The 23,144-nt window shown below is 49.8% G+C and carries 13 protein-coding genes; 10 read left to right on the forward strand and 3 right to left on the reverse strand.

The window, feature by feature from the left end:
• Window position 1 precedes the first annotated feature (1 nt).
• The 3 genes from FHD02_RS10215 to shiA all read right to left on the reverse strand — a co-directional run bounded on the left by FHD02_RS10215 (window position 2) and on the right by shiA (window position 4,686).
• Complete coding sequence (locus FHD02_RS10215; protein ID WP_220393848.1) at window positions 2-1,780, reverse strand: aminopeptidase P family protein; 1,779 nt, start codon at window positions 1,778-1,780, stop codon at window positions 2-4.
• A gap of 15 nt (window positions 1,781-1,795) precedes the next feature.
• Window positions 1,796-3,250 (reverse strand): AMP nucleosidase, encoded by a 1,455-nt coding sequence (locus FHD02_RS10220; protein ID WP_220393849.1) that lies wholly within the window; start codon window positions 3,248-3,250, stop codon window positions 1,796-1,798.
• A gap of 119 nt (window positions 3,251-3,369) precedes the next feature.
• A complete protein-coding gene (gene shiA, locus FHD02_RS10225; RefSeq protein WP_038639777.1) occupies window positions 3,370-4,686 on the reverse strand; it encodes a shikimate transporter in 1,317 nt (438 codons plus the stop codon).
• 1,201 nt (window positions 4,687-5,887) lie between these two features.
• Here shiA and FHD02_RS10230 point away from each other — a divergent pair.
• Genes FHD02_RS10230 through FHD02_RS10275 form a run of 10 tightly spaced genes read left to right on the forward strand, consistent with a single transcriptional unit; the run spans window position 5,888 to window position 23,142 of the window.
• Window positions 5,888-6,589: a VWA domain-containing protein gene (locus FHD02_RS10230; RefSeq protein ID WP_023327867.1), complete on the forward strand. Its 702-nt coding sequence runs from the start codon at window positions 5,888-5,890 to the stop codon at window positions 6,587-6,589.
• Between the two features lie 9 nt (window positions 6,590-6,598).
• Entirely contained in the window at window positions 6,599-8,170 is a 1,572-nt protein-coding gene (locus tag FHD02_RS10235) for a hypothetical protein (RefSeq protein ID WP_065357658.1), read from the forward strand.
• Window positions 8,171-8,172: 2 nt separating this feature from the next.
• Window positions 8,173-10,320, forward strand: a complete 2,148-nt coding sequence (locus FHD02_RS10240; protein WP_065357657.1) for an AAA family ATPase — start codon at window positions 8,173-8,175, stop codon at window positions 10,318-10,320.
• Entirely contained in the window at window positions 10,317-12,047 is a 1,731-nt protein-coding gene (locus FHD02_RS10245) for a Card1-like endonuclease domain-containing protein (protein WP_125292339.1), read from the forward strand. Before FHD02_RS10240 ends, FHD02_RS10245 begins: the two co-directional genes overlap by 4 nt.
• A gap of 37 nt (window positions 12,048-12,084) precedes the next feature.
• Window positions 12,085-12,630 (forward strand): hypothetical protein, encoded by a 546-nt coding sequence (locus tag FHD02_RS10250; protein WP_206063157.1) that lies wholly within the window; start codon window positions 12,085-12,087, stop codon window positions 12,628-12,630.
• Window positions 12,623-13,351, forward strand: coding sequence for a PP2C family serine/threonine-protein phosphatase (locus FHD02_RS10255; RefSeq protein ID WP_065357656.1), 729 nt, complete (start codon window positions 12,623-12,625; stop codon window positions 13,349-13,351). The genes FHD02_RS10250 and FHD02_RS10255 overlap by 8 nt, the downstream gene beginning before the upstream one ends.
• Window positions 13,348-14,844 (forward strand): lipopolysaccharide kinase, encoded by a 1,497-nt coding sequence (locus tag FHD02_RS10260; RefSeq protein WP_137370493.1) that lies wholly within the window; start codon window positions 13,348-13,350, stop codon window positions 14,842-14,844. Before FHD02_RS10255 ends, FHD02_RS10260 begins: the two co-directional genes overlap by 4 nt.
• Entirely contained in the window at window positions 14,841-18,275 is a 3,435-nt protein-coding gene (locus FHD02_RS10265; protein WP_220393850.1) for an ATP-binding protein, read from the forward strand. Before FHD02_RS10260 ends, FHD02_RS10265 begins: the two co-directional genes overlap by 4 nt.
• Window positions 18,272-20,428, forward strand: a complete 2,157-nt coding sequence (locus FHD02_RS10270; RefSeq protein WP_065357653.1) for a hypothetical protein — start codon at window positions 18,272-18,274, stop codon at window positions 20,426-20,428. Before FHD02_RS10265 ends, FHD02_RS10270 begins: the two co-directional genes overlap by 4 nt.
• Before the next feature lie 47 nt (window positions 20,429-20,475).
• A complete protein-coding gene (locus FHD02_RS10275) occupies window positions 20,476-23,142 on the forward strand; it encodes a chromosome partitioning protein ParA (protein WP_220393851.1) in 2,667 nt (888 codons plus the stop codon).
• Window positions 23,143-23,144: the final 2 nt, after the last annotated feature.

Raw genomic sequence — 23,144 nt, forward strand, 5'->3', positions numbered from 1 at the left:
CTTAATTGGCCTGAACGCGAATGGGCGCAGTGGCGGCGAACAGCCACGGACGGGCTTCTGCGTTTACGCGTGGGGACAACGTCTCTCTGACCTGCTGGTGGTAATCATCAATCCACTGTTTCTCAGCATCGCTCAGCAGATGAAGTTCCACCAGGTTCAAATCAATCGGCACCAGCGTCAGCGTCGAGAAGCGGCAGAAGCCCGGACGGCTGTTGATAATCTCCACCTGATTCTCAATGCGGATCCCATATTGCCCGGCCAGATAATAACCCGGTTCGATGGTGATGATATTGCCCGCCACCAGAGGCCAGGGGTTAACTTTTTTGGCAATGCGATGAGGTTGTTCATGGATAAGCAACTGATGGCCTACGCCGTGCCCGGTTCCATGATCAAAATCCAGTCCCAAATCCCACAACGCCCGCCGACTAAAGGCATCCAGTTGATGGCCCTGAGTACCGCTGGGGAACTGCAGTGAAATAAGCGACAAGAAGCCTTTCAACACGGCGGTGTAGTGCAAGCGTCGCTGCGGATCCTGTGGGCCAAATGCGAGGGTACGCGTCGTATCCGTCGTACCATTATGATACTGACCACCGGAATCATTCAGATACATGGCCTGCGAGGTAATTGGCGTATTGGTTTTTTCGCTGGAGTGATAATGACACATCGCAGCATTGCTGGCAGAGGCTGAAATCGTGCTGAAGCTCTGCTCGATAAATCCCGGCTGCTGTTGGCGAAACTCCAGCTGTTTAGCCTGTGCTTCCAGTTCGGTGATCGGATTGCCTGCCGCTTCGCGTAAAGGGACCTCATGCGCCAGCCATGCGAGGAAGTTAACCCAGGCTGCGCCATCCTGTTCATGGCATTCCCGATAGCCTGCCAGTTCAACGTCATTTTTGTGCGCTTTCATTAACGTGATGGGATCGGGGGCCCACAGGACGTTGCCGCCATGTTCTTCAATGGCAAAACGCAACGCCACCGGAGCGTAATCTTTATCGACCAGGAAGCACTTGCCATTGGCTAATTGCTGGCAGCGAGCCAGGAAGTTCTCTTGCGGGGCCAGCGTAAGCGTATCCAACAGCGATGCGGGGAGCTGCTGCGTTTTATTGCTATCCACAAACCATTCCAGTTCGCCGCTGCGATGGAGCAGGGCAAATGAGAACGGCACCGGAACCATCGCGAGATCCGAACCGCGAACATTAAGCAGCCAGGCAATGTTATCCGGCAGCGTAATCGCCAGCACATCGGCCTGATGTTGATTGAGCTTCTCCACTACGCGGGTACGTTTCTGTGCGCTACTCTCACCGCTAATGTCGAGGGGCATTTCGCGAATGATGCCGCAGGGCGCTGCCGGACGATCGAGCCATATCTGGTCGAAAGGGTCTTGCTCCAGAGGCACCAGTTCGCAATGCGTCGCCGACAGCGCTTCAAACTGGCTGTTGACCATCAACAGCGGCTCAAAGCCAATACGCGCGCCCGCTGCAACGTGACACTGCAAATAGTCGGCCAGCGGTTCGTCGTGTAAATGATGAATTTCAAAATCATCCAGCGAGACTTCATTGCGCACCTGGACCTGATAGCGCCCATCGACAAACATTAATGCGCGATCGCGCAGGACCAATGCGAGTCCCGCAGAGCCGCTAAACCCAGTCAGCCAGGCCAGCTTATTATCATGCGGCGTACAATCTTCACTTTGGTGAGCGTCGGCGCGCGGGACAATCATACCGTCCAGTCCCTGCGCTATCAGCAGGTTACGCAGGGCGGAAAGAGGAGTTGAGTTGTGCATAGTTACCTTCAGGCCTTAACGGAACGGCGGTTCGTTGAATGTGCGTAATTTACGGGAGTGCAGTCGGTCGCCTTCGGCACGAAGACGATCGATAGCCCGGATACCTATTTGCAGATGCTCGGAAATGGCGCCTTCATAAAAACGGTTGGCCTGACCAGGCAGTTTGATCTCGCCGTGCAAGGGTTTGTCGGAAACGCAAAGTAATGTGCCGTAGGGGACGCGGAAGCGGTAGCCCTGGGCGGCGATAGTGGCGCTTTCCATATCGATAGCTACCGCACGGCTGAGGTTAAAGCGCAGCGCAGAGGCGGAGTAACGTAATTCCCAGTTACGATCGTCGGTAGTGACAACGGTACCGGTACGCAGGCGCTGTTTGACCTCTTCGCCGGGCATGCCGCTGACCTCTTTGGTCGCGTCATACAGCGCGCGTTGCACTTCAGCGATGCTTGGAATCGGGATATCCGGTGGGAGTACGGCATTCAGCACGTGGTCATCACGCAAATAAGCGTGGGCCAGAACATAATCGCCAATTGCCTGACTTTCACGCAGGCCGCCACAGTGCCCAATCATCAGCCAGACATCAGGGCGCAATACGGCGAGATGATCGCAAATAGTTTTGGCGTTAGACGGGCCGACGCCGATATTTACCAGCGTGATCCCCTGACCATCAGCGGTAATTAAATGCCAGGCGGGCATCTGGTGCTTCTTCCAGGCGAGGTCGGAGATGGCTTCTTCTGGCGCTTCGGTTTCGGCGGTGATCCAGATCCCGCCCGCGCATGACAGCGCGATATACGGGCTGTCCGGGTCGAGGATCTGGCTGCAGCCCCAGCGTACGAACTCATCGACATAGCGGGTGTAGTTGGTGAACAGCACAAAGGGCTGGAAATGTTCAACCGGCGTGCCCGTGTAATGACGTAGTCGCGCCAGCGAAAAATCCACGCGTCGGGCATCGAAGTGAGACAGCGGAGAAAATTCCGCCGGATGAAAAATCCCGTCTGCTGTTTCGTCACCAATTTGGGACAATTCAGTGGTGGGGAAGTGGCGCGTTAATCCGGCGCTCATCGAGCGATCCAGCGTCAGTTCTGAACCGTCAATCACATAGGGATAGGGGATTTCATGCTGCGATGGCTCAACAGAGATATGCGCATCATAATCCTGATACAGCAGCGTAAGCTGTTCTTCAAGATAAGGACGAAAGAGCGACGGACGGGTAATGGTGGTGGTATAGCAACCCGCATGGGTAAAACGTCCATAGGCGCGGGTTTTCGGAGGATTGGTGGCGCTGCCATCCCAGGTGACACGAAGTGATGGGTAAACAAAAAGACCGTTATGGCGGGCGATTACGTCAGGGAGCGTCCCTGTTTCAATATACTTACCAATGGCGCTACGCAGTGATTTAACCGACTGTTCGTACAGCGCGTCCAGTTTATCCAGTGCCTGAGCCGGGGTCAGGCTGGCGCCCTTATTGTTCATGTCTGTCTCCTTGTTCCACAGATATACCGCTCTTCCGATAGTATGTCACAGGAATGTGAAACAAAAGTCAGACGATAAGGAAGATTGTGCGAAGACCGGACGACCCTCGCACCGGGGGTTTAACCGTGCTGCTTATCTCGCATCAACAGCGCGGTAGTGGCGGAGATAAGACAACCCGCCATCAGATAAATAGCTACGCTGTGCCAGTCTCCACCTGAGAATGTCACCAGTGCCGCCGCAATAAAGGGGGTAAAACCGCCGCCAACCACGCTGGCCACCTGATAACCAACGCCTGCGCCGCTGTAGCGATAACTTGCGCCAAACAGACCGGTAAACATAGGCTGCTGTACGCACACCACCATATCGTGCGCGATGTTGGCTAACATAATCGCGAAGAACACGATCCAGAAAATAGACTGTGCTTCCAGTGCCATAAAGAACGGGAAGGCGCTCAGCGTACCGACCAGTGCCCCGGTAATGTAGACGCGACGACGACCAAAGCGGTCGGCAAGCCACGCAAAGCAGGGGATGGTCAGACAGCTCAGCCCGCCGACCAGCAATCCGATATTCAGAAACAGCTCGCGCGGCAGGCCCAGGTTTTGCGTCGAGTAGTTAAGAGCAAATGCGGTGACGATATACATCGTCAGCAGTTCACACAGGCGCAGGGCGATAATTTTTAAGAACGCGCCCGGATGGCGGATTAAAGCCTCGATGACAGGAAGCCGCTTTTTCTCCGGTTGCGGCGCCTGTTGCTGCTGTTCGAACTCGGCCGATTCATCCATTCTGTTACGCATCCACAACGCGCCTAATACCAGCACAATGCTGAACAGGAACGGAATACGCCAGCCCCAACTGAGGAACTGCTCATCGGTGGTTTGAGAGCTAATCAGCGAGACGAGGCCGGTAGAAAGCAGCAGACCGACGCCGTACCCGACCTGTACACCGCTGCTATAAAAGGCTTTTTTATTTTTCGGCGCGCTTTCGACGGAGAGCAACGCGGCTCCGCCCCATTCACCACCAACGGCGAAGCCCTGAATGGCGCGCAGCGTCACCAGTAGAACAGGGGCCCACCAGCCAATGGTGTCAAAGGAAGGAATAATGCCAATCAGCGCCGTGGCGATCCCCATCATCCAGACAGTGAGCATCAGCATACGTTTACGCCCAAGACGATCGCCGAAGTGGCCGAAGATGACCCCGCCTAGCGGGCGGAACAAAAATCCGACGCCAAAGGTAGCGAAGGCGGCAAGTGTGCCCATCGCCGGACTGACCTGTGGAAAGAACTCGCGGTTAAAGACTAACGCAGCGGTGATGCCATAGAGCAGAAAATCATACCAGTCGACCACGGCGCCCGCGAAGCTACCAAGCGCAGCGCGTCGGGCACGGTTGAGCGAAGAGGCGTCCTGTTGGGGACCCGTGGAGGTGAGGGTGGAATCCATAGTTATCCTGTCTGTACTGTCTTTTAATTATTAGTATTTGAGTTGGGTTACTCACATTGCAGCCGATAGATTACCGGCCGTTATGAGATTACCGCGACAGGCATGAAGAGGAAACGATTATATCCCTCGCAGAGGGCAACATGAATAATTAGACGAATGAGAAAATTGAAAAGCAAAAAGCCTGCTTGAAAGCAGGCTTTTCTGAATTTGGCTCCTCTGACTGGGATCGCCTTAGCCAGCAAGTGGCTAATAAATAAGCTAAAGCGAAATCCACTCTCTGTCAAGACCACCAGATTGACCACCAATTTTGATCCCCCAAATGACCATGGGCTTTGCCTTCACTGAGAACAACAGAATGATCCCGTCTGTCATATGGATACAGGTCAGCATATTACGCAATGGGGTAGGTGAGCGTCACCAACGTCTGTTCCTGGCACAGGGCTGCTGTTGCAGCCCTGACAACCTTAGACTTCAATCGATTCAGAGATCTCTAACGCATAATCGACTTCAATTCCCAGATAACCATAACATCGGCGTCTCAAAAGCTGGCGCACCCCTGTTTACAGGCGTATTGATGTCGCACACACTACCGATTATTTTTTCAGGGAAAACGGTGCATTGAGTTACAGGCCCTGTCTCATATTCCTGAATTGAAAATTCGGTAAATCAGTCACCGTTACCATACTGTCAGGCAGATAATTTTCAGGTGTATTATGAAACTGGGATTCATTTTTTCTGACCATTTCATCTGAAAAATAGGCTGGTCATGCAGATACCGTCGGGATCAATTTTACGTCCTTCATCCGTATCGACTGTGATAACGTTGAGACGATAATGATGGGTTAGAACAGAAGTGGCCGTGCCGTAAGAGATAAAAGTACCGATGGCCTGAACGATCGGTTATTACCCCGATTTGCAATCACGGTCATAGTGTTTGTGAAATCCAGTGTGACGGGCCTCTGATCCACGATAAAATTTACAGGAACGCAGCAAACAACCTAGCTACCCGGCATTTGCGCTGCGTTTAAGCGTAATACCCCTTCATGCGTGGCTGGACGCAAAGAGGGGACCCCAGCAGGAATGTGTATAAACCTTCAAATCTGCGTCTGCCAGTGATGTCAGGCGTTCAGTAGACGGATGGGATGCAAAACAGGATTCAGGGTCGAAATGATAACCAACAAACGCATCAGGAGGATAACCAATGTTTGATCCAAAAAAATTCACCACCCCGACCGCCAGGCCGCTTCCCGTCGTCCTGCTTCTGGATATCAGTGGCAGTATGTCCGGAGAGAAAATCGAGAACCTAAATAAGGCCGTCAGGGATATGCTGGATGCCTTTGCGCAGGAAGAGAAAATGGAGACCGAGATCCTTGTTTCCGTCATCACTTTTGGCGATCAGGTTGAGCTGCATGTTCCCTACATCCGGGCTTCTCAGGTGCAGTGGCAGGGTCTGCAGGCAAGCGGAATGACCCCGATGGGAACCGCTCTCGAAATGGCCAAGGACATGATTGAAGACAAGGAGACCACGCCGTCTCGTGCTTACCGGCCGACGATTGTTCTCGTTTCAGATGGGCAGCCTAATGACCGTTGGGAAAGGCCAATGGAGGACTTTATCCTCGAAGGACGCTCTTCCAAATGTGACCGCATGGCAATGGCTATCGGACGTGATGCGGATGAGGCGGTTCTGAAACGTTTTATCGAGGGCACGCCCCATGACCTTTTTTATGCGGAAAACGCCGGGCAGATGCATGAATTTTTCCAGCGAGTGACAATGTCTGTGACCCTGCGTACCCAGTCTCGGAACCCGAACGTGTTACCGGCGTCCATTGAGTTAGATGCGCGCACGAAGTCAAATATTGCTGCGTCAGTCTCTATTGCGAATGATGATCAAGGTTATTGGTAGGGAAGCATAATGGAAAGGAATCAGGAAAATGTGGATTTACCAACACTGATAGCGAATGGCGCACATCATAGTGAAGCTCAGGCAGATGCTTTAGCTGGACAGATAGAGGTTACGCCAGCAGGGGCAAACAAAACTCGCAGAGTTATTGGTTCATTTATTCGTTCTTACAGAGATAAATCGCCTGACCTCTCCAGTAAGGCCTGGCTTAACCTTGAATTCGCTAAATATCCGGACATTTGGCGCACTGAAGAAGAACGCCAACAAGCGGCTAGCGAGATTGTTGAGGAGGTGGCGGTTTTCAGCTCATCTCAGCAAGAATTAGCGGCACATCACAGCAAAGGATTAAGTACCAGCAACTGGCTGGCGGGGAAAGTTGAGCAGGGCGCAACGGCAGGTGGCGTCACCAACTTCGGCGCTTACGCCACGATAATTGATAGCGCCATCGAGACGGCAAACAAAGCAAACATTGATTTGCTTTACCGGAACGATGGCCAGTTGAACCAGCAGCTTAATCTGGATGGTTTTATTGCTGAACAGCACCATGCTGATACCTTCAACCTTGATGCGGTAGCCAAAGGCAGTGAATACCGTGCTGAAGTGTTAAAACCCAAACCTGGCGGGACATATGGCAAAAATTCGGTAGATGTTGTGATTCGGGATGGCGAGGGGAAAATTGTACGTCGCTATCAGGCTAAATATGGGGCCGATGCGGATGCAACAGACACATTGCTTAAAAAGGGTGATTACCGGGGGCAGCGTAAGTTAGTGCCTGAAGGGCAGTCTGATGACATTCCTGGAAGTACTGAAACAATAGAGATTGATGGCGTTGAATCGAAGCCACTTTCTAAACAGGAAGCCAAAGAGAGGCAACGCAGAGCCCAGGAACAAGCCGAAGCCAAACAATATGACTGGAACGAGACCAGCAGGATCGATATTGCAAAAAATATCGGGAAAAACGCGGGTACTGCGGCTCTTTTGTCTGTGGGATTTCAGGGGGCTCGTATTCTCGGGCGGCGGATCTGGAAGGGAATAACAGGGCAAGAAAATAATAGTGCTGAAGAAGACCTTCAAGAGTTTGTTCAGAGCGCTCTGAAATCGGCGGCGACCTCGGGGCTAAGCGTCGCTGTCACGGGTGCCATGACCGTAGCGGTGAAAAGTGGCTGGTTGGGCACTGTGTTAAAAAATACACCTGCTGGCAGAATTGCCAATGCTGTGTGCATCGGTATTGAAAACGCGAAGGTTCTCTACAAATACGCAACCGGAGAAATCACAGCGGAAGAAGCGCTTGATCAAGCCGGCAGCGTCACATGCAGCCTTGTGGGGGGACTTGTCGGTGGGGCCAAGGGAGCGGGCATAGGTGCTGCACTGGGAACCGTTCTGGGTCCCGTGGGGACTGCTATTGGTGGCGTTGTTGGTGGCGTAGTCGGTGGCATTGCTGGAAGTACCGTTGGTGAAGCGATATATGAAGGTGGAAAGAGAATTGTATCTGCAGTCGTTGATTCCGTTAAATCGATGGGGTCGGCAATAGGCAGTGGTATTTCATCGTTCTGTAGCGGCGTGGCCTCTCTGTTTGGATTTTAAGTATGGATATCAAAGGCATTATTGAGGCTATTCGTTCCGGTGTATCAGGAATTCAGATTCTGGGCCAGGACGTCAATCGAATCGATGAAGAAATCGAGACCGTTGCGACCGTACTGGACTTCAAGGTAAAGGAGTGGAATCTGGGGTATGGTTGGGTTGATTTTAAGACTAAAAGGGCTCTGAAACCGGATCAAAATGCATTACTGTATCAGGATCTAAAAGCCATTGCGGATGACGATCCGACGGGTCGGATTTATGTCATACAGAACGCCTGTTCCGTATTAAAAGATGACATCAGAGCGATTGCCAGACTGCAGCAGGAATTGTTAAGGATCAAGCGTCACTTTAAGGGGCAGGCAGCGATCTTTTTCGTGTCTAAAGAGAGTATAGAATTTCCAGAGCTTGTGGATCTTTTGATCCCTTTCTCTTGCTCTCCTCTTTCGTTAGAGCAAGTGGATGGCATTTTTGACTCTCTCTTACAGGAGTACTCTGTCACTGTTACTACCGCAGTGCGTAATTCCCTTAAATCCATATTTTCAGGTATGGAGCGAGACAGGGTGTTTCAAATATTCGAAACGCTAAAAAATAAATATAAGGCCACATTTCCTCAGGAGTCTGTGGGCGATGCTCTGGCCCTGAAAAAAAGAGAGTTATCTCGCTCCGGTTTGCTGGAGTTGGTCGATAGTCAAATAGATATTAGCCAAATCGGTGGGCTGGAACGGCTCAAAAGCTGGTTACGTAACAAGAAACACATCATTGATGATTTAACGAAAGCGCAGGGTTTGGGCATCTCGGCCCCCAAAGGCGTGCTGTTAGCCGGTATGCCGGGATGTGGAAAATCAATGAGTGCAAAAGCGGTTTCCTCATTATTCAATGTTCCTCTTTTTCGCTTAGACATTGGCTCGCTGATGGGAAAATTTGTGGGTGAGAGTGAAGCAAATATGAAGGCCGCCCTAAAGGTTGCAGAACAAGCGAGCCCTTGTGTGTTGTGGATTGATGAACTTGAAAAAGCTTTTTCAGGCATTAACGGGACCGGGGGAAGCACAGAAATCACAACTCGTCTGTTTGGTTATTTTCTAACCTGGATGCAGGAGAAGCCGGGAGCGGTGTTTGTTGTGGCAACTGCCAATGACATAACCCCTATCCCTCCTGAGCTATTGAGGCGGGGACGGTTTGATGAAATTTTTTATGTTAATTTACCCAGTGAACGTGAGCGAAAACAGATTTTCGCCGTTAAATTAAATCAACTGACCCTTCCCCCTAAAGGGCTCGACCTTGCAGAGCTTGCAACCCTGTCTAAAGGTTTTTCCGGCGCTGATATTGAATGTGTCATCAATGATGCGTTAGAAAGTTTGTTCCGCAGTAATGAGCCTGTTCTGACCCAGCCCCTTATTAAGAAGCACATTGACCTGGTGACACCAATAAGTGTTGTTCTTAAAGAGAAAATTGCGGTCTACCAGACGTTGTTTGAGAAATTGAGTCTCAAAGCCGCCTCCCTTGCAGAGGAAGATCTTGAGAGCATTAACGCACTGAGTGACAGCGATGCAGTGTCGGAAAGAGAAAACGCCGCATCAAATGAATTTATCGCATCTGAAAAACTCATACAGTTAGTGAACGATCAAAGCCCGGTCGTTCGCCAGGCAGCCTTAAAAAACCCTCAATGTCCATTTTCAGGCTTACAGCAAGTCGTAAACAGATATTGCAAATTTGATTTTAGTAAGCCCGGATCCTGGAGTAACAACGAAATAACCAAAAATGAGTTCGAGCTGGCATTGCAGCATCCCAATATGAGTGGTGAGCTCATTCTTGAACTCCATTCAAAGCAACTGATTGATGCGCAAAAGCTTTTATCGCTGGCCCATAAGCTTTCATTTGAGGAGCGAAAAAAAATATTTGAATTGGCAACGATAAAATTACCTCGGTCTGTTACAACAGGTACGGTTCAGAATATCCTTTGCTTTACAGGCAATATTGTTAAATATAACGATATTCTTATTGAGATAGATAACGAGCGAGGTAACACCCAAAAAATCAACGCTTCTGTTGACGGGCTTGTTGTCAAGGTGTGCGTCAAAACCGGTGAAACAATTCATGCAGGTGAACAGATCGTGCAAATACTCGTACCTAAAAGTCAGGGACGTATAAATTGAAAAAATATTTAATGACATGGTACGGAATGACGGATTTCAGGGCCTCTCTCGGACTGGAACAGACAACCGGCCCTGTTCTGGGGGCTTTGCTGGCGGAAGATTACACCGATGTGGTCATCCTGGGGTTTACGCGCCCGGTGAAAATCGAAAGCCACGCGGATGATGTCCAGCCAAAAATTGCCGCGACAGAAGGTGTTGACCCGGCTGCTGCAAGACAGTGTATGGACCTGTTTTCAAATACAGAAGGTGCGCACACGCATTTCAATGAATGGCTAAATAAACAGCTTCAGGCTGCCGGTAAAAAAGTCGATGTACATTTTCAACCCGTGGAGCTGGCACATCTCAATGACACGGAAGGTATCTATGAGGCGGCAACGCAATCCCTGAACGCCGTTGCTGCCTCCGAAGGTGAAAAACTGGTTACGCTCTACCTGAGTCCGGGCACTCCCGTGATGGCATTCGTCTGGGCTTTTGCGGCCCTGAGGTACCCAACGCTAAAGAAACGTCTTATCGCATCTTCTCAGCCGGGCAAATCGCCGGAAAGAATCGTCCTGCCGAACGAGTGGCTGGAATGGCACGGAAGACAGGTCCTGCCAGTCAGTGCGGGATCTGATCGGTATGATGCCATTTTTCACCTGTTCGGCGAACAGCGGATCCCTAACCTGCTTGGTGTACTCCAGTTTTCAAGCCGGAAGCATATCTTCGTGAATTCTGCCCAGTTTCCTGCCGATGTCATGAAACCGTTTCTTGGCGAAGCAGAATACGGTGAAATTGCGGTGGACCCGTATGATCCTGACAATGTCCGGTCCACCATTCTGGAGCAGATTGCGGACATGCCTGCTGAGGCGAAGATCGGCTTTAACTTAACTGGTGGCACCAAGTTGATGTATGCCGGGGCCCTTGCCGCCTGTCGCAAGGTGAATGCAACACCATTTTATTTTGATTTTTCAAAGAAGCAGGTGATCAATCTAAATAGCTTCACTAAAAGTGAGATTGTTTCAATTGATTCGGTAGAAACATTCCTGAAGTTGAATGGTGATGGATTAACCATCTCTAAGCCCGGTCTGACTGAACACGATATTTCTCGCGAGATGATTACGGCTTCTCAGTTAATTTGGGAAAATCGTAAGTTAATGGTGTCTAAGTATCGCGAACTGAAATCTTATCTCGAAGAGAAATCATTCAAATGTTGGGGTAATGACTTCTACGCAGAGCTGACAATAGAAAAACAAGGAAAACTGACCATCGGGGGGCAGTCGTTTGTGTTTGATGATTGTCCGGATTTTATGGAATTTCTCCTGGGGAAATGGTTAGAGGTGTATGTCTTTAGTGTGTTAATGCCGTTAAAGGAATCGGCCGTACTGAAAGATATACGCCTTGGGCTTGAGGTATCCGTTGAGGACGTTGATTCGAACGATAACTTTAAGTCCTATCATGATGGGTTTAAGGAAAAAACAGGTTATCAAGAATTTGATGTTATCTGTACCGACGGATACGCTTTATTTGTTATTGAATGTAAAAGTGGGAAAGTTGAAGCACACCATATTTCGAAGCTTAGCGAAATTACCAAGCATTTTGGTGGGGTGAAAGGCAATGGGGTTATGATTTCAGCATTTCGTCCCTCACATCCTGTGGTCAAGCAAAAATCAGATGACCAGACGAATGTAAACTGGTTTTTTGGGGAGCATGCGTCAGACCGCTTGTTGAAGTTTTTTGAGAGTAATTAAAATGGATATATATTTTATTTTCGATACTTCAGGAAGCATGGATGAAATGGGGAAAATTCATCTTCAACGGAATTTAGCCCGTTATGCAATTCAAATGCCTGGCCTGGCTCAGGAAAAATGTACGGATTTCGTCATCCGTTTATATCAGTGGCATCAGGATATTTCCGAGGTCACGCTGCAAAGCGATGGGGATATTCCATCCTTAACCGCAAAAGGCTCCTCGAGCCTTGCTGAGCTCTCTGATTTTTTATTCCAACATGTTTATAAGAGCGGGGTGGCAAGAGTTCTCATTCTGTCTGATGGCAATTTCCCCAGTTCAGATACCATCAACTTTCAAAACCAGCTTTGCACCTTCCCCGACTTCATTATCCGGACTGTTGCAGTCGGCGCTGATGCTGACCTGTTGAAGTTGCGGAAACTGTCTACAAACAACACCGTTTACCTTCCGGAGAATATCGCTTCAGCGATGAACAGCACTCTCTTTGGCTCTGATGAGCCGGTGACCGCTCCGGTATCCGCAGCCCAGATACAGCACTCCGCACCCGCTGAAACAGTTGAGCCTGAGGAGGACTGGGATGCGTGATCCACTCTGGAACAGCTGGGGGGCCTCAGTAATCGGCCCCCTTCATGTTAAAGCGGGAATACCCAATCAGGATTCCTGGAGGGCGCGCCGGTATAAATGGGGAAATGTCGTCGTTGTATCGGACGGACTGGGCAGCAAGGCACATTCAGATCGCGGGTCAAAAGCCGCCTGTCTAGCTGTCTTTGAGGCAGCCAGGGACTATCAGAATACCCCTGCGGCCTCTATCGGTGATGTTCTCAGACTCATTCATGCCAACTGGCTTATGAAGATAGCGCCGTACGCTTCAACAGAGTGTTCGGCCACCTGTCTTTTCGTCATCCAGACAGAAGGAACTATCACTCTGGGTCGTCTGGGCGACGGCATGATTGCTGTCCTTGGCGAAACTGACGAACACCACCTTATCCTCAGTGATACCCGACACGATTCCTTCTCAAACTACACAAACAGTCTTCAACAGGCGTTTAGGCCCGAACAATGGGAAACCGCGACGATTGCAAGCGCGGCGTGCCATGCCGTTGTGTTATGTACGGATGGGATATCCGATGACCTGTTACCCGAAAAACAGATGATTTTTGCACAGGAGCTCTGCTCCACGTATTCAAACGTCAAGCCTGAAGAAAGAAAGCGGGATCTTCGGCGTTGGCTCAGTGAATGGCCGGTTCCAGGACACTCCGATGATAAGACGATTGCCTGTCTGTTTAAGCAAGGAGGCACCCGGTGAGTGAATGGTTCAACAGGTATGTGGATGAATATCAGAATGTGCACATTCAGGACAAGGTGCTCGGTCAGGGGGGCCAGGGTGTTGTTTTCCGTACCCGGGATCCTGATCTGGCGATCAAACTGGTGACCGATGAGAGCGGAAACCCTGTCACCGATGACGTCTCGGTGGAACGGTGTTCGAAACGCTTTAAGCGCGTCCGGCTCTTGCCTCTGCCGGAAAACCTGAATATATCCGTACCGGCAGCGCTGCTTCAGAACAAGGCCGGTTATGTGATGCAACTGTTGAGTGAAATGGTCCCGTTCAGCCATTTCTGGCTTGATGGTCAGACCGCAGAAAAAATGGGGCCTGACCAGATCCCGGCATGGCTTTCTGCCATGCCGGAGAACGAAGCTAAAAAGATTGTTCATTACTGCAAAACGGGCGGGCTAAGGCGCAGACTTCATGCGCTCTACAAGTGTGCATCATTACTGGCACGTCTCCATGGTAACGGCATGGTCTACGGTGATATCTCGCCCAACAATATCTTTATTTCAGAAGGCATGAATGATACCTCCGTCTGGCTGATTGATGCCGACAATATTCGATTTGAAATTTTGGCAGGGGGAAGCGTTGTTTACACACCAAAATACGGCGCCCCGGAGCTGGTTCAGGGCACTGATGGTGGAAGACCGTCAAGCGATTGTCATGCGTTTGCGGTGGTGGCGTTTTACCTTCTTTCGCTGATTCACCCGTTTGTTGGAAAAAAAGTGGATGGAACAGATGAAGGCGACTGGGCTGATGAAGAAAATGATGACGGGGATGTAGAAGATAAGGCTTACGCTGGATTGCTCCCCTGGGTTGATGACCAAAATGATGATGCCAACTCTTCCGACAGCGGTCTGCCCAGATCCCTTCTCCTCACCGCGAAACTGACGGCCTTGTTTGAGAGCACATTCGGTCCGGGAAGGACATCTCCTTTGCTGCGGCCGACAATCTATCACTGGCCTGAAGCTCTCGCCCAGGCCGCGGATATGACCGTCACATGCCCGGGGTGCTCGATGCATTATTACTATGATTTTATTCACCCGGAAACAGAGGCGCACCATTGCCCTTACTGTACAACGCCGAGGCCGCAGGTGCTCATTCTGGAGTCTTATCGATGGAAGGGCAGTGATACCCCCCTGGAACTTCCCTGCTGGCGCTATGTCCGCGAGATCCCGCCGGGGTCAGAGCTGACAGTACCGAGACGCGTCTTTGATGAGTTTCTCATGCTTGATTCTGATACAGCAGAGGTGCTCATCTCTTCAGGCGATGAGGGCATTCTGATTAAAAAGTCAGATCATGCTAAAGCTGATGTCTCTGTTGCTGCTGACAGCCATCCGCAACGTGGTTTTCAGACAGTTTATTCACAGATGAAAATAGACCGTGCAACCCCGGATGTTCCGTTTTGGATGTTCACAAACATGAATAGTCCCCGGTTGGTTAAATGCATGATCAGCGGAAGTGACAAATGAAACTCAAAGACATACATGCTGAAATCACTTTTGAATTATGGATGACGCCGGCGCTGTACGAAGAGACGCCAACCACGGGGGTGGGCTCTATTGCCCCTCACCAAAATGACCAGGCATACAGATTAAGAATCGATGGCCAGCAGTGGAGCATGGTGCTTCGGGATACTCCGGCCGGAAACGATCTGAATTTTCACTTAAAAAGAGGCTGTGCGCACCTTGCCGAAGTCATGCTGGTTGCCCAGGATCGCAGTGTGCTGGTGAAAATTGTCTTTTTTAACGGTGAAATTGTTGAAATTGGTGATGTGGAGATCGGCATTGATGAGCGCATAGAGTTAACGGCGAAAAGAAATGGCATTCGCTTCAATGGCGCTGAAGAGTTGGGGGGCGTATTAAACGAAAAATGTAACATCAGCGTTGGTGGCGACGATTTCTTTCTGCTAATGAGTGGACCATCCGCCTGGGCTGACTTTGAAGCGGATATGTCTGAAGAGGGAGGCTCACCTGATCCCCAGGGCGTTGTACAGGAAAAATACAGGGAATTTTCTGTCTATGGTGAGAGGGTGCGTATTCCGGTTGAAAGGCGCAATGTCGAGACGTTCAGGGATATCTATTTTGCGACCAAAGCGATCTTTAGAGACGATCATAAGAAGGAAGGATCATTACGTCTGGCAAGGGGGAAGGTCCGGTTTACTGATTACACGAAGACGGGACGCATCCGTGCTTTAGCCGCCGGCGCGATGAGTCAGCTTTCCAGGGAAACCGGGAGTTACCTGAAACAGTGGGACGAATACGGCGCAATTGAAGGTGAAATGCTGCTGGCCAGGGCAAAAGCTGTTGGCAGGGTGGATTATCATGGCACTGAACAGACAACAAAAGGAGTTAAGTTCTTTGTGTCGTCTGTTCCGGAACAACTTACCGAAGGCGATGAGATAGAGATCACCTCCGAGGAACCTTTATACCTCAGAACTCCGGATCTTACCTGGGAAGCTTACAGCAAGGCTCTGGAAGAAGAATTTGCCGCCAAACGGGATCGAAAAAAAAACGATGCTGAAATATCCGTTTCTGTTTATGCCCCGATCCTGACTATTTCAAAGACCAGTATTGAACTGGATCTGCCGTCAATTCCGTCCGGTCAGATGTTTTTGATCCTGTCCATCAATGGCGACAAGATTCAGATTGAAAGACGAATGCGGGCACGTTCAGCCATTCTGGAAGGACGCTGCGCAAATCCGCTTCTCGGCCTGCTTATTGAAGAAGGCGGTATACTCCCGGACATACAGCGTGTCACCAAACTGAAACCTTTGACGTCTTTTGTGAAAGAGAAAATTTTCAGGCATGAGCCAACGCCTAAACAGACAGAGGCCATCGATGTCGCACTGAACACCCCAGATATTGCGCTTGTTCAGGGGCCTCCGGGAACAGGGAAAACAACGGTTGTGACAGCCATTCTTGAACGGCTCAATGAGGAATATGACAAAACCCGCTCGATAAGAGGTCAGATACTTGTCTCCGGTTTTCAGCATGATGCCGTTGAGAATATTGTGGCAAGGCTGAGTGTGAATGCGCTTCCGGCAGTGAAGTTCGGCACCCGGTCTGGTGGCTCAGAATTTACGACAGATGCCGTTACTGAAAAACTGAACAAATGGTGCGCCACTGTCGCCGGAAAGATTCGAACCAAAAACCCTCAAATGGTTCAGACGGAGCATCAGGTCAGACTGACAGAGCAGTTTGTCACCTATTCACTGTGCCCCTCAAAGAACAACACCGCCAGTTTAATAAAGCGTATTCTGGATTTGCCCAGAGACGTGATTTCTGAAGATATCACCCGTGAGGCTGAAGAAATCATCAATTCCCTGCATACGGAGCCCACGTCAGACGATCCTTCCACCTTGCGGCTCGTGAGGGCTCTGCGTGTCAGTGAAGCCGCCTTTGTTGACGACGGTGCGGTAAGAGCGGTTGATTTACTGGACAAGATAGAAGGCGGACCGGCTAATCCGGATTTACGTGTTCTTGAAAAAGCGGCTCGCTGGCGCAGCGGTAAGCCGCTGAATTTCCTTCCAGAACTCAGAGAACTGAAAGCATCACTGCTCTATCAATATCTGCCCTCGCCTGATTTCAGGACAGAAAAACCAAGAGAGGATGTGTTGAGACTGGTGACAACGGTATCTCAGCATCTGGAGAAAGAACTCAGTTCAACCCGTAAACGTGATGCAATACTGGCTGAGTTTTTACATGAGCTTGAAAACAATCCTGATGGCGTACGTGAGGCCATAGAGGACTACAACTTTGTGTATGCGGCCACCACGCAACAGGCTGTCGGAAAAGACATCATCCGGTCAAAGAATAAAAACGTCCAATATGATCAGCGAACGGAAATGGTTAAGTACGATACGGTGATCATTGATGAGGCCGCGAGAACCAGTCCGCGAGATCTGCTTATCCCGATGTCCCAGGCGGTAAAAAGGATAATTCTTGTCGGGGACCACAGGCAGTTGCCTCACCTGATTGACCAGGAGGTCGCCAGAGCTCTCGAAGGTGACGATCGATCAGATCCGCCGGCTGATGTCGATTTTGTGAAGAAAAGCATGTTTGAGTATCTGTTCAACCGCCTGAAAAAACTGGAGGAGAAGGACGGCATCAAGCGAACGGTAACACTGGATGCGCAGTACCGGACACACCCGTTGTTGGGGGAGTTTGCAAGCCGCAACTTTTATGATCGATACAATGAAGGTTATCGTTCTCCTTTAGGCGCTAAATATTTTACCCAGAAGTTAAACGGCATCGAAGATAGCGCCGCCGTCTGGATCCATGTGCCCAATGAGGCTGGAAAAGAGCAGCGTCTTGAGAGTGGCAGTCGTGAAAGAGAGGCTGAAGCTAAAATTATCGCCAAGAGACTAAGTGACTGGATTAAGTCAGATGAGTCCACTGCAGATTATATGAAGACGTTAACCCATGATGACAGGCAACCCGGCCTTAGCTTTGGTGTCATCAGTTTTTATAAAGCCCAGGTATTTGCTGTTTATAAAGCCCTGCAAAAATACGGTATCACGGAACGGGCACAGGATGGTGCATGGCAGATATGTCAGGAATACCGCTTTCTCGACAATGGTGAAGAGCGGCTCCGCATCGGCACCGTTGATGCCTTTCAGGGGATGGAATTCGATATTGTGTTTCTTTCCATGGTGAGGTCTCAGGATATGAACGCCTTACCGCCTCATATACGCAACGAGGAGGATGACAAAAAGAAACAGCAAAAACTCTTCGGGCATCTCATGTCGGAAAACCGCCTCTGTGTGAGTATGAGTCGCCAGAAGAAGGTCCTTGCCATAGTGGGAGACGGCGTGTTTGCGAACACCCAGATAGCAGAGGATGCCGTTCCGGCCCTGAAAAACTTCTATGATTTGTGCCATGAAAAGGGGGTGATCCTGTGAGTGCAAAACCCAAAGATCATCGTCCTAAAGTCATCAGTTTCCGCACCGCACTGGATGGATTGAACATCGCCGCCAGACAAAGTGTTCTGTGGCCATGTCATGCCTTCAACATCTCACTTCCGCAAAAGAAAAAGAGCGGTCTCAATGTATTTGAAGAAACTGTTCTGAAGATCACAGAGATTGAATCCGGCGACACAGAAATGATTGCGCAGCTCACGTGTCTGGAGAAGGAGCTGGTGGCTTTTATTCAGAGTCGCCTCAACCAGCTCGGTCTTTTGAATGATCGCTATGAGTTGTCTGAGCAAGGACAGGCGCTTTTGAACGAGTGGCAGAATAAATCCGACGGAGATCTGGAATACACCGTGGCCACGGTGTTTGTGGATCTGCTGTACGGAAAGCTTCTACCTTATGTCAGTACGAAACAACTGAGCTACAAAAAAATAGAGACCCTTTACTCAAAAGAGAATCTTCAGAAAAAGGGGGAGTTTGAACACTATGTGAATTTTTTCATCACCCCCACTGATGATAAATACATTCGGGCGATTCAGATACGTCCAGCAAACGACGCTTTCTGGAAAACCGTTCCTGACGCCAACGACATCATCAGAGCTATCAGGGAATTTAAGAGGAAATATAAGCGGCAGGCGCTGTTGAACCAGGGCGTCGAGCAGTACCCGCCTCCGATCCCTGTGGCTGAAGCCATATCCTTACAGGCGAATCCGGAACTGGTTTACCTGCATTGCCACGCCCTTATCCAGACAGGCAATTCTGACATTCTGGTGACGGATGGATGCGGCTTCGGATTCTCTGAGAGCTTTGCCAGTTACCTGATGTCTCAGAACTGGCAGTGGGTCATCGACCTGAAGAATAAAGGGGTTGTCGACACGCTGAACCCCGACCAACGCAATGAAGAGGCTGAAAAAGACTCTTTAGCGGCGGATGAGTTGAAGCAATATCCGCGGATAGCGCGCCCACTTCGGCGCGCACAAGCGTATCTGTCAGACGCTGAAAAAATCAGGATTGATTCATCCAATGATGAGCAGGAATTCACCCGTCTGACCGGCCTGGCGGTCGTCGCCCTGTATGAAGCCATAGAATGGGCGTTGCGGTTTGTTGTTTCGGATAACCCAGTGACGCACTGGGAGCGATTATTCTCGTCACAGTCCTACAGGGAAAATGACAAGATACTGCGCTCGTTTGCCACCCGGATTGGGTTTGATGTTTCAGAGAGTGTGAAGGGCCTGCTTCAGGTTAAACCCGGCAAAATCAGAGACGTTGACCATGGTGCTTCCGAGATGCAGCCGCTACTGGCTATGGCAATCGCCGGGGCGATCAATGATCCCAGCCATCCACTTAATCGTCTGGCCATTGAAGATGCAGGATGTCTCTCTTTTATTCACGCGCTGAAAGACGTCAGGGATCCTGTTTCCCATGGAAACGCAATGGGTGTGCAGCTCTCAAAGGAAACTCTTCAGGGCTATTGCAGGAGAACCGTTCGGCTTATTCAATTACTGATACCGGATATCACGCGGGATGCTGATACAACCAAATCACGGCAGAAAAACGATATTGATCAGGTCAGACTGAAGGCCAGGATCGAACTGGACAGGTCATTGGGGCTGGGTTTCGTCCACGCGGTTTCTCCGTCGTTGCGGGAAGAACTGGTCAAAGTGACGATCTTAAACCAGATGACGACTCTGGATAATGAACAGCAACAGCGCTACATAAATTTACTGGCGTCCATTATGCAACTGTCGTTATTTGAAGCCGCTAAGGACCGGATAACCCCCTTCAAAAACCGAACAAACCTGAGGGATGAGGCGATTGAAAAAATCGTTCAATCCGGTTTTTATCCCGCACCTGATGCCATACCAGTGCAAATCAGTACGGTAAACTGCAGTCGACTCTCTCGTGCTGTGCAAGGTTCAAGCACAACTCTTGGTGCTCAACTTCTTGCGCTTTGTTTATTGGCATCAGAAAGCGAAAGGGTCGCACTCAAAAGGTCTTTTCCGGATTGTTTCGAGCTTATCGCCAGTTTAATCAAACTGCGTGGGCACGGTAATCAACAGAATTTTGACTATTCAAGGGAATACCTGGCGTCATTAAAAATGAACGTATTCAAACTCATCAAAATAATTATGGAAGAATTTTAGTGGACTCTAAAAAAAATAATAGCGTTCAGTTTACTGCGGATAATGAGATGGCAGATCTGACGGGTAACACAATCAACGTAACGGAGAGTGAGTTCCTGAATAAACTGCAGGAACTGATGGAACGGGAAGACTCTCTGACGCAAAAAGAAACGGTTTTAGCCCAAAAGGAACAGGCGCTACAGGCGGCTAAAGACGCGATGGCCCAAAAAGAAGCAGAGCTGAATGACAAATATGTTCATCTTCAGGAGATGGAGCTTCAAGCAAAAAACGGCTCTCTGCAATTCTTTGAGGAAAAGTTCGCAGCATTCAAAAAACAACTGGCGCAGCGGGAAGCTCAGTGTGTAAGTGAGCGGGAAACTCTCGAAGCTGAAAAGGAAAAATTGCGGCAAAGAGAGGTCGCTGTTCAAAAGGCGGAAATCCAACGGGACAGGGGGTATGCCGATGAAAGGGCTAGGCTTGATGATGAACTCTTCAGTCTCAGAAAAGTACAGGAAAAGGATCTGGAGTCAAAACGCGCCAGCGCCCTGACGGCCCTTGAAGAAGAGCTTACAGTGGAGAGAGTCTCCAGAATAGCAAACTTGGGGAAAGAGATAGCTGACCGGCTAAGCGCGCATGAAGCGGCTATTCAACAGGATAAGGATGAACTCGAACAAAAAAGAAAGGCATTCCTTAAGAACCAGGCGGAGCTTGATGAACTCAGGGATGAACTTGAGTACCAGAAACAGCGCCTTCGCTCAAATAAAGACCGACTTGAGGAAAGAGAATCCGATCTGAACCTTGAGGTGGATGCCAGGGTTGCTCAGCGGAAACACTCTTTCGAGAGTGAGAAGTCTGTGCTTAACGATGAAATTGCCCGTTTGAGGGAATCCCTCAAAACAAGCAGCGCCCTCATTTCAAACTTCGAAGTACTGAAGCATAAGCTCGGTGATGAAGATCCTGCCGCCGTTTTACTTAAGCTGAAAACTTATGAAGAGGAAATCAACACCCTGCGCGAGGATCTTGCCACGCGCCCAACACAGGAGATGCGGGACGCCTTTGATCGTTTGACGTCTGAACAGAACGAACTGAAGCTGGCCTGTGAGCGATTCTCTGAAGAAAATGAGGGGCTCAGAAGTGCAGCACGCGCACAGTCAGATCTGGAAATGCAGGTAGCGGAACTGACCGATAAAAACAAATCGCTGCTGAGGCGGTTTGAATCAGTGGATGCCGACAACAACCGATTGATGGAGGAGCTTAAACGCTTGCGATCCTCTTACGAACGGGAACAGGACCGTGAGGCAAGGATTCGGGACATTGAAACGCCATACGTTCAAAAAGAACTGCCTCGTGCGGCTGAAAACGTTGAAGAGCTTCAATGGCTGGACGGCATCCGTCAATCCTGCATCGATTATGGGCTGAGATTCCCGCGGCGAATTTTACACGCATTCCACACAGCACTAAAAACGTCAGAGTGGTCTCCTGTGACTGTTCTGGCAGGCGTGAGTGGAACCGGAAAGTCTGAACTGCCAAGGCTGTATTCACATTTTGGCGGCATAAACTTTTTGAGTCTGGCCGTGCAACCCAACTGGGACAGTCAGGAATCCATGCTGGGTTTCTTCAACTCTATCGATAACAAGTTCGATGCCCAACCGGTTCTGCGTTTACTGGCACAAAGTCAGAAGGCGCAGGCTGAAGGCTATCCTCTTGGTCTTAAAGATGCCATGAATCTGATATTGATGGATGAAATGAATCTTGCCCATGTCGAACTCTATTTTGCGGAATTCCTGAGCAAGCTTGAGCTGCGCAGAGGAATGAAAAAAGAACTCCCCTTCCTTGATGTTAAGCTCGGGGCCGGAATTCAGCCCTATCAATTGCCAATCGGTCGTAATGTGCTCTGGGCTGGCACAATGAATCAGGATGAGACAACGAAATCCCTCTCAGACAAGGTCCTCGACCGGGGAATTGTCATCAACTTTCCCCGACCGACTACGCTGGAAAGACGCCGTCAGTTGATTCCGTTGGGCGATCAGGCGCCATTATTGTCCCGCAAACTGTGGGAGAGTTGGTGGTGCAGAGAAAGTAAATTCAGCGATGATCAGATTTTGCCCTTTAAGGGTTTTATTGAAGACATGAACGATGCTCTTTCTAAAGTCGGAAGAGCGCTTGGGCACAGGGTGTGGCAATCGATCGAATACTACATGGCAAATTATCCTGATGTGCTCGACGCCCAGAGAAAAAATGATGATGCAGGCTTGGTCAAAGCCATGAAAGTCGCTTTTGAAGATCAGCTTGTTCAAAAGGTTATGCCTAAGCTGCGCGGCATCGAAACCCGAGGTAAATCCAGAACGGACTGTATTGACCGAATTCGAACTCAACTGGTGAATGACAACTATACGATAATCGAAGATTTCGATCTGGCGTGCGAATTTGGTTACGGTCAGTTCATCTGGAGCAGTGCTAATTACTTAAAAGACGATGAGTCATTGAATGGTCAAACTGGTAACAACGCCAGTGCCAGTGCCAGTGCCAGTATGCTGTCATCTGATCACGCCGGACTTCATCATTGCTCTGCTGCAGGCGCAAGCGCTATTCCTGCTGAGATCAGCCAGTATGCAAGTAATAGTACAAAGGAACTCTGGCAACTGACAACAAACGAAATAATGACAGTCCTGAAATGTGATGCAAAAGAAGCAAAGGCTATCAAGTATTTGTGTAATGTGACCAGGGAATCATAAGT

Origin of the sequence: Citrobacter sp. EC_71 (assembly GCF_019584005.1) — a bacterium.
In the GTDB taxonomy this organism is placed as follows: Bacteria; Pseudomonadota; Gammaproteobacteria; order Enterobacterales; family Enterobacteriaceae; genus Citrobacter; species Citrobacter werkmanii.

Coding starts and splice junctions, on each gene's coding strand:
- FHD02_RS10215 (WP_220393848.1), bottom strand. CDS start 1,780: ATGCACAACTCAACTCCTCTTTCCGCCCTGCGTAACCTGCTGATAGCG.
- FHD02_RS10220 (WP_220393849.1), bottom strand. CDS start 3,250: ATGAACAATAAGGGCGCCAGCCTGACCCCGGCTCAGGCACTGGATAAA.
- shiA (WP_038639777.1), bottom strand. CDS start 4,686: ATGGATTCCACCCTCACCTCCACGGGTCCCCAACAGGACGCCTCTTCG.
- FHD02_RS10230 (WP_023327867.1), top strand. CDS start 5,888: ATGTTTGATCCAAAAAAATTCACCACCCCGACCGCCAGGCCGCTTCCC.
- FHD02_RS10235 (WP_065357658.1), top strand. CDS start 6,599: ATGGAAAGGAATCAGGAAAATGTGGATTTACCAACACTGATAGCGAAT.
- FHD02_RS10240 (WP_065357657.1), top strand. CDS start 8,173: ATGGATATCAAAGGCATTATTGAGGCTATTCGTTCCGGTGTATCAGGA.
- FHD02_RS10250 (WP_206063157.1), top strand. CDS start 12,085: ATGGATGAAATGGGGAAAATTCATCTTCAACGGAATTTAGCCCGTTAT.
- FHD02_RS10255 (WP_065357656.1), top strand. CDS start 12,623: ATGCGTGATCCACTCTGGAACAGCTGGGGGGCCTCAGTAATCGGCCCC.
- FHD02_RS10265 (WP_220393850.1), top strand. CDS start 14,841: ATGAAACTCAAAGACATACATGCTGAAATCACTTTTGAATTATGGATG.
- FHD02_RS10275 (WP_220393851.1), top strand. CDS start 20,476: ATGGCAGATCTGACGGGTAACACAATCAACGTAACGGAGAGTGAGTTC.